Raw genomic sequence first — 8,022 nt, forward strand, 5'->3', positions numbered from 1 at the left:
ATCCGGTCGATGACCGCCTTCGTGTCGGCGACCGTGAAGTTGATTTCGCCCGAACAGGGGAAAGCGCTGATCCGTTCCTCGACCATCGCGCTCAGCTTTTCTCCCGTCGCCGAAAGCTCGGCGACGACGGCCAGCCACGGCAGCATGCCCGTATCGCAATAGCTGAAGTCCCGGAAATAGTGATGGGCGCTCATTTCGCCGCCATAGACGGCGTCTTCGTCGCGCAGCATCTGCTTGAAGAAGGCATGGCCCGTGCGGCAGATTTTGGCTGTCCCGCCGGCGGCCTCCACGATATCCATCGTGTTCCAGGTGAGGCGCGGGTCGTAAAGCACGGTGGCGCCCGGATGAGCCCGCAGCATGGTCTGGGCGATCAGACCGACGAGATAATAGCCCTCCACGAAGCGGCCGCGCTCGTCATAGAAGAAGCAGCGGTCGAAATCGCCGTCCCAGGCAAGGCCGAGATCGGCACCGTGTTCGATGACGGCGCTGCTTGCCCGCTCGCGTTTTTCCGGCAGCAGCGGATTGGGGATGCCGTTGGGCAGATCCGGGTCCGGCTGATGGTCGACCTTGATGAAGGTGAAGGGAAGATGCGCCTCCAGAAGGTCGATGACCGGTCCGGCGCAGCCATTGCCGGCATGACAGACGATCTTCAGCGGTTTGAGGTCCTGCCCGTCCACCTGTTTCACAAGGCGTTCGATATAGGCGGTCTTGTCGAGCTGCCTGGCCAGCCTGCCACGCCTGGCGTAGTCGGAAACCACCGGAAACTTGCGGTCGGAGTAAACGAGTTCCTCGATCGGTCCGAGAGCATTGTCCTGCGTCGCCGCCCGGGCGCCCGCGAGCACCATCTTGATGCCGTTATAGTTTTTCGGGTTGTGGCTTGCGGTGACCATCAGGCCGGCATCGGCGCCGCTGTGATCGGTTTGGAAGTAAACCTCTTCCGTGCCGCATTGCCCGAGCGGCAGAACGTCCACACCGCTGTCGAGCAGCCCCTGCGCGATCGCTGCCGCGAGCGCCGGACTGTCCTGCCGCATATCGTGGCCGACGACAACGCTGCTGCGCTTGTTCTGGGCGGCGACGGCCTGGCCGAAGCGGTAGGCAAACGGCAGATTGACCTGCACCGGAATTTCGCCGCGGATGTCGTAGGCTTTGAAGGCTGATGTCATGGTGTGTGATGTCCGGTGCAATCGGGTGTTCTGGGGCGCATGCGCCATGCGATATCACCCCGGACCGGACGAAACAACATGGTTTGAGCTTTGTGGCCGGGCAGCCTTCGATCAGCGGCGCAGAACCGAAACACCCGACGGCGGCAGAACGGGATCGCCGACGACGAAAGTGCCAGTGACGCCAAGATCGTCGAGGCTTTCTTCCGTGTCGCCGTAGTTCATCGCGAATGTGAGATCGCCGCGCCGCCGCAGGCGCACCCCGTCCGGCAGATCCAGTGTCGTCAGCCCCGCCTCCGCGCAGACCCGGCCGATCACATGGTCCATCAGTGCGTCATCCGGCCAGCCGCCGAGATAAAACAGCCGGTTTTGCCGCACGAGGGCGGGCACGCCGTCCCGGCTTTCAAGGACCGTCTCGCAGGATGGTCCCGGCTCGACGAACTCGCGCCACAGGTGGAAGTTTCCGGCATCCTCCGCCATCGGGACAGGCATGTCCGGGCGAAGGCTTTCCACCCGTCCGATGCTCAAGACGGCGATATCCTGCGGCAGGTTGGGCGGCAGCTTCGCCGGGATGGCGAAGTTCTCGGTTTTCGAGCCGCTGCGCGGCCCCACCAGCGCGACGCCTTCATAGGCGCGAAGGGCGGCGGTGAGCTGATCGCTCCAGGCAAAGAGCCCCGGAATGACCACGGCTGAATATCCGGAAAGATCGTCGGCGTCCGGCGGCAGGATGTCGATCGACAGCCCCTTGCGCCTCAGCGCCCGGTAATGGTCGAAAACAAGCCGGAAATAGTCGAAGTCGTGTCCGTGCGGCAGCGTTTCCCAGGCCCACTCGGACTCGTAATCGAAGATGACCGCGACATCGGCCTGTGTCCGCGGTGCCGCGTCAATGCGGGAAATATCGGCGAACGCGGCCTCGGCTTCGCGGTAGGCTTCCGCATCGGCGCCATTGGAGCGAAGCAGGCCGGCATGCATCTGCTCCTGCGCGAACGGCGCCTGCCGCCAGCGGAAATAGGAGACGGTCTCCGCCCCGTGGGCGATCGCCTCGAGGCTCCACAGGCGCACCATGCCGTCGCGCGGCGCGGGATTGTAGCCGGCCCAGTTGACCGGACCCGGCTGCAGTTCCATCACCCACCAGCGGCCGCTGGACGTTGCGCGGTAAAGGTCATGATGAAACGCCTGAAAATCGGGATCACCGGCGCGCATGAAGCGGCGTTTCCATTCGTCTCCGGCATTCGAACGGTCTTCCAGGAAGCCCAGAGGATAACAGTCCCAGCTTGACACATCGAGGTCCGCGCCGACCTTGTAGTGGTCGAAATCGAGCGTGCGGCCCATGAAATTGTGAATGATGTCGCGTCCCGGCGACAGTTTGCGCACCAGTTCCGCCTGCAACCGGTTGAAGCTGACGACCTGGTCCGAGGAGAAACGGTAGAAATCAAGCTGATGCGCCGGATTGTAGACCGTCGGTGCGACAGCCGGCAATTCGATGGAATCGAAACTTGGATATTCCTCCGACCAGAAGACATTGCCCCAGGCTTCGTTGAGCTCGTCGATTGAACTGTATTTGTTCTTCAGCCAGACCCGGAAGGCGAGAAGCGAGGCGTTGGACCAGTCCCGCGTTGTGCTGTGACAGCCATATTCATTGTCGATCTGCCAGGCGACGACGGCCGGATTTTCGCCGAACCGTTCGCCGAGCACACGCACAATCCGCAGGCATTCTTCGCGGTAGCCCTGGTGCGAAAAACTGTAGTGCCGCCGCGAACCGAAACCGCGGACCCTTCCTTCGCGGTCCACGGGCAGCATGTCGGGAATTTCGTCGACAAGCCATTTCGGCGGTGTTGCGGTGGGTGTGCCAAGAACGACCTTCAGTCCGGCAGCCCGCAGCGTTTCGATGGACCGTTCCAGCCAGTCGAGGCGCAGTTCCCCGCGTGCCGGTTCAAGCCGCGACCAGGCGAACTCGCCTATTCTCACATAGGTGATGCCGAGCTCCGCCATGCGGCGGGCATCGTCCTGCCATTGGGCCTCCGGCCAGTGCTCCGGGTAGTAGCATACGCCAATCGTCGGTGTGTCGCTCATGGTGTCAGATTTCGACCTTGGGTTCGTATCGGCCGTTCATGGGCCGGTTGAGAAGAAATGTCCTGCCCGCATGCGGATGGTCGCGCAACTGCTCGCCGCTTAATCCCTCCGTCGCCGATGTGACGATCATCCGGGATGCGTCGGGTCCGATAAAGGCGGGGCAGGTTATCTGCCACGCCGGCAATGTGATGGTCTCGACAACGGCGCCGGACGGATCGTGTGCCTCGACGCACGAGCCTTGCCATTTGGCGATCCAGACCAGCCCGTCCGCATCGACCACCGCGCCGTCCGGATAGCCGGGATGATCATCATCGCGTTCAAAAAAGAGCTCCGGTTCTCCGGCGGGCAGCCCGGTGTGCGGGTCCGTGGCCACGCGCATGACCTTTCCCGTCGGGCTGTCGGCAAGATAGGCCGCCGTTCCGTCGGCGGTGAAGCAAATGCAGTTGGTCACCGTGATGTCGGTGAAAATCCGCCGCAATGCGCCGCGGAAGTAATGGTAGATGGACCCGGCATTCGGCTGCGCCGATTTGCCCATCGTGCCGACCCAGAACGCGCCGCACGGGTGAACGCGGCTGTCATTGGAGCGCGTTACATCGTTATCCGCCTCTATGTCGATCAGCCTGTCGAGGCTGCCGCTGTCGACGGATCGCAGATAAAGCCCGTATTCGGTCGCGAGAATGTGTGTGTTGTTGTCCACCACGGCCAGCGCGCTCGCCAGGAACGGCAGATCGTGGACTTTCGAGACAGTATCGGACAGCCGGCGCTCGATCAGCTTGCGGCCGTGAATGTCGAACCACCATGCGGTGTCGCTGTCGGGATCGTAGGTGGGGCCTTCGCCCAGAGCGCGTATGTCGCTGTCAAAGACGGTACAGTCGAAATCTGCCGGATTCATCTCATGCTCCGAAGACCGCGTCATAGGTCTCAATCGACAAACGCGCGCGTCTGGCGATTTCTGCCGTATCCATACCCGGCTTGTAAAGGCTGGATCCGAGACCGAATGTCCGCACGCCGACATCACGATAGCTTTGATAATTGTCGTGCGAGACACCGCCAACCGCGCCGACCTCGATATCGCCGGGCAGTACAGCCTTTATGGCCGAGATTCCCGGCGGACCCAGAACATTCGCCGGGAAGAATTTCAGCCCCGAGGCGCCGGCCTCGACGGCGCTCAGCGCCTCCGTCGGCGTGAAGACGCCGGGCATCGTCACCATCTTGCAGTCGCCGGCGGCGCGGATCACCGCCGGATTGACATTCGGGCTGACCATCAGTGTTCCGCCGGCTTCCGCCAGCCGCTCGACATCGGCGAGTTTCAAAACCGTTCCGGCTCCGATGAGACAGCCGGCCGGCGCCGTATCGACGGCGATTTTGATCGATGCGAAGGGATCGGGTGAGTTGAGCGGAATTTCGATCGCTTCGAAACCGGCATCGACGAGTGCATTGACGGTCTGCGCCGTCTCTTCCGGTTTCAGTCCGCGCAGGATCGCCACCAGCGACCGCTTGAGAGAAGGCCAGGGGATTGTGTGTGTCATGCGTTAAGCTGCCCGTAGTCGGCTTGATGGTTCGAGGGCCAGTAGCGGCGCGCGCCGGCGACGAGCCCTTTCAGCACGGCTTCGTCGGCGTCGATCGCGACGACGTCGTGACCGAGCGATTGGAATGCGGATCTGTATAACCCGAAAAGCTTGCCGGACGCGATAAGGTGGATCGGCCCCTTGACGGAAAATTTCGACAGCGCAGCGCCAATCTCACTGCCGATCAAAAGTCCGGACAGACGCTCATAACTTGCGGTCACCTCGCGGGCATAGAGCAACTGTCCGGCCCGTATGGTGAAAAGCAGCTGGGAAATCGCCTCGGGATTCGCACAGGCTTGCGCGATGCCTGAAAGAAAATCCTTGCTGTCCGGCCGGCAGTTCCCGCCATCCCCGACAGCGTGCCGCAGAATGGAATAGCGGGTAATCATCCCGAAGAGTTCGCCGGTCATGTAGGTGGAAAATCCGGTGACCCGGCGATCTTCAACACTGACCCATTTGGAATGCGTGCCGGGCATGCAGGCAAGTCCGGACGCATGCTCGCCGGCAAAGGCGCCGAGCAACTGGGTTTCCTCACCGCGCATCACGTCCGGATGCGACGGATCGCGCTGTGCGAGGCCCGGAAGAATACGCACGTCGCGGGCAGGACCGTCGACGGTGATCGCCCGTTCCAGGACGTCCGACAATGCCGCGGGAACGGTCAGGTAGCGCGCCTCCTGCCAGCCCTGCCTGGAGCCGGCCATGCCGCATATGACGACGGGCAGATCCTCCGCCGCTCCCAAAGCGGCAAGATGTGTTTCCAGCACGGATGCAAAGCCGGCCGTTGCCGAATGGGTCATGCCCTCGTCGCTGCGGCGTTCCGCCATGGGACGGCCGTCTTCCGAAATCAGCCAGATTCGAAAGCTTGACGTACCCCAGTCGGCGGCGGCGCAAAACGGCTGCATGTCTTTAACCCGTCACCACCACTCCGCCATCGACCACGAGCGCCTGGCCGGTCATCATTCTCGACGCCGAAGACGCAAGGAACAATGTCGGCGCGACGATATCGTCCGGTGCGATTTCTTCCTTCAGGCACTGCCGTTCCAGATGGGCGCTCAGGGCTTCCGGCGTGACCCACAATTCGCGCTGGCGGTCCGTCAGAACCCATCCCGGCATCAGCGCATTGACGCGGATATTGTGTTTTCCGAGTTCCCGCGCAAGGCCGCGTGTGAGGCCTGTGATGCCCGATTTCGAGGCGACATAGGCCGGATAGCCCTCATTGCCCATCATGTAGGAGATGGAGGAGAAATTGATGATCGAGCCGTGCCCGGCCTCGCGCATGTCCTTCAGCACCTCCTGGGCAGTGAAGAAGTGCGGCCTCAGATTGATGTTGATGGCCTTGTCCCAGTCATCGACCGTGAATTCCTCGAGGCTGTGCCGGTTATCCGATGCCGCATTGTTGACGAGGACGGTGATCGGCCCGTGTGCCTCCCGTGCCGTTGCGATCGAGGAACGCAAGGCCTCGATATCCGTGATGTCGCAAGCCATGAACAGCGGGCGATTGCCGTATTCGGCTTCCAGGCGGTCACATAGCTCCGTGGCGTCGGAGCGCTGAACGAAGGCGACCTTTGCTCCTTGGGAAACGAAGCCTTCCGTCAGCCAGGCGCCGATTCCCGAGCCGCCGCCGGTGATGAAGACGGACTGTCCCTTGAGATCATCGAAATGTGACGATAGTTTCATCTTTGCTTACTCCAGTCAGAATTGCCTCGCGTCGCGCGTTATGCCACTCGTGTTTCAGGTAGCCAGTGTTCATAGCCGCAATCCCTCAATGACCCACATGGTTTCGGGAAAGCTCCATGGCAGGGTCAGACCGTGGTTCATGAGATAGGTCCCGCTCAGATCGACGGATTCGGATTTGAGCGTCTGGGTGCCGCGGGAAAGACCGCTCGCACTGTCACGGTTGATCAGGGTAATCCGGTAGCGCGCCTCCGGGTCCAGCCGGGTCAGGCGCAACGGCCGCGGCGCGATCTGGCTGCTGGTCGTCGCCTTGCCGGCGAAGACCACGAACCGTTCGTGGTCGACCGACAGCTGCTGTTCGGCGATGACGGCCGGATCGGGGCTCTCCAGCCGCAATATGTCGGCTTTCATCATCCAGTCCTGATTGTCTTTCCACCAGCCGATCACCTGCCGCAGCACGCGCGCCTCTTCATCGGTCAGTTCGCGCGGGTCCATCTCGATGCCCATATGCCGCTGGGCCGCGACCCAGGCGCGGAAGCGGATGTTGAGCGTGCGGCCCGACGTGTGGCACTGCCGCGGCCCGACATGGCTGCCGGTGACCGAGGCCGGCAGGAACAGGGATGCATTGTGCTGCATCTTCAGCCGTTCGAGCGCATCGTTGCTGTCGCTGAGCCAGACCCGGTGCGTGCGTTTGAGAATACCGAAATCGATCCGCCCGCCGCCGGACGCACAGCTCTCGATCTCGACAAGCGGGAATTCCTGCCGCAACCGGTCGAGCAGGGCGTAGGATCCGCGCGTCTGCGCGGCATCGGGCATCGGCAGGACCCGGTTGTGATCCCATTTGATGTACTCGATCGCATGATCGCGCAAAATGGCCGAGATACGGTCGAACAGGAAGTTCTGAACCTCCGGCAACGCCATATTCAGCGCTTTCTGATTGCGGCCCAGGATCTGGTCCTCACCGCCCAGCGCCCAGTCGGGATGGGCCCGGTGAATGTTCGAATCCGGATTGATCATCTCGGGCTCGAACCAGATCCCGAAGGTCATGCCGAGGCTGTGCACATGCTCGATCAGCGGATTGAGCCCGTCCGGATATTTGCGCGGATCGACCTCCCAGTCGGAGAGCGCCCTCGTGTCGTCGTCGCGGTAGCCGAACCACCCGTCGTCGAGCACAAAACGTTCCGCGCCGAGCTCGGCGGCGCGGCCGGCGATGTCCTTCAGCGCCGGCAGGTTGTGGTCGAAATAAACCGCTTCCCAGCAGTTGAAATGCACCGGCCGCGGCCGCCCCGGTTCGGGCATCTGCACGATTTCATCCCGCAGATGCCGCTGAAAGGCGACGGCACAGCCGTTCAGCCCGTCATCTGAAAAGGTGACGTAGAGTGGCGCCGTTTCAAACCGGGTCTGCGGGGCGACCTCCATGCGCTCGGCATGGCCGAACTGGATCTGGCGCCGCCCGTCCGGCAGTTCCTCGGCGATCATCTTGTGGCCGCCGGACCAGCCATAGTGAAAGGCGTAGGCGTGGCCCTGCGTATTCGTGGCGCCGCGGC

At 62.5% G+C, this 8,022-nt stretch carries 7 protein-coding genes; all 7 read right to left on the reverse strand.

The features are described from left to right. Positions 1 to 1,163: phosphohexomutase domain-containing protein (locus AC5E6N_RS21900; protein WP_491749798.1), on the reverse strand; the 1,163-nt coding region annotated here is incomplete at its 3' end. A gap of 111 nt (positions 1,164 to 1,274) precedes the next feature. After that, positions 1,275 to 3,233, reverse strand: coding sequence for a beta-galactosidase (locus AC5E6N_RS21905; protein WP_491749799.1), 1,959 nt, complete (start codon positions 3,231 to 3,233; stop codon positions 1,275 to 1,277). 4 nt (positions 3,234 to 3,237) lie between these two features. After that, a complete protein-coding gene (locus tag AC5E6N_RS21910) occupies positions 3,238 to 4,125 on the reverse strand; it encodes an SMP-30/gluconolactonase/LRE family protein (RefSeq protein ID WP_491749800.1) in 888 nt (295 codons plus the stop codon). Between the two features lies 1 nt (position 4,126). Further along, entirely contained in the window at positions 4,127 to 4,762 is a 636-nt protein-coding gene (locus tag AC5E6N_RS21915; protein WP_491749801.1) for a 2-dehydro-3-deoxy-6-phosphogalactonate aldolase, read from the reverse strand. After that, the gene (locus AC5E6N_RS21920) at positions 4,759 to 5,703 is read right to left on the reverse strand and encodes a 2-dehydro-3-deoxygalactonokinase (protein ID WP_491749802.1); all 945 of its coding nucleotides are present in this window, start codon (positions 5,701 to 5,703) and stop codon (positions 4,759 to 4,761) included. Before AC5E6N_RS21920 ends, AC5E6N_RS21915 begins: the two co-directional genes overlap by 4 nt. A 4-nt stretch (positions 5,704 to 5,707) precedes the next feature. Beyond that, the gene (locus tag AC5E6N_RS21925; RefSeq protein ID WP_491749803.1) at positions 5,708 to 6,478 is read right to left on the reverse strand and encodes an SDR family NAD(P)-dependent oxidoreductase; all 771 of its coding nucleotides are present in this window, start codon (positions 6,476 to 6,478) and stop codon (positions 5,708 to 5,710) included. Between the two features lie 69 nt (positions 6,479 to 6,547). Further along, positions 6,548 to 8,022: alpha-galactosidase (locus tag AC5E6N_RS21930; protein WP_491749804.1), on the reverse strand; the 1,475-nt coding region annotated here is incomplete at its 5' end.

The organism is Hoeflea sp. (assembly GCF_984452065.1).

Bases quoted from the DNA above. Each gene is read 5' to 3' on its own strand.
- AC5E6N_RS21905 (WP_491749799.1), bottom strand. From the start codon at position 3,233: ATGAGCGACACACCGACGATTGGCGTATGCTACTACCCGGAGCACTGG.
- AC5E6N_RS21910 (WP_491749800.1), bottom strand. From the start codon at position 4,125: ATGAATCCGGCAGATTTCGACTGTACCGTCTTTGACAGCGACATACGC.
- AC5E6N_RS21915 (WP_491749801.1), bottom strand. From the start codon at position 4,762: ATGACACACACAATCCCCTGGCCTTCTCTCAAGCGGTCGCTGGTGGCG.
- AC5E6N_RS21920 (WP_491749802.1), bottom strand. From the start codon at position 5,703: ATGCAGCCGTTTTGCGCCGCCGCCGACTGGGGTACGTCAAGCTTTCGA.
- AC5E6N_RS21925 (WP_491749803.1), bottom strand. From the start codon at position 6,478: ATGAAACTATCGTCACATTTCGATGATCTCAAGGGACAGTCCGTCTTC.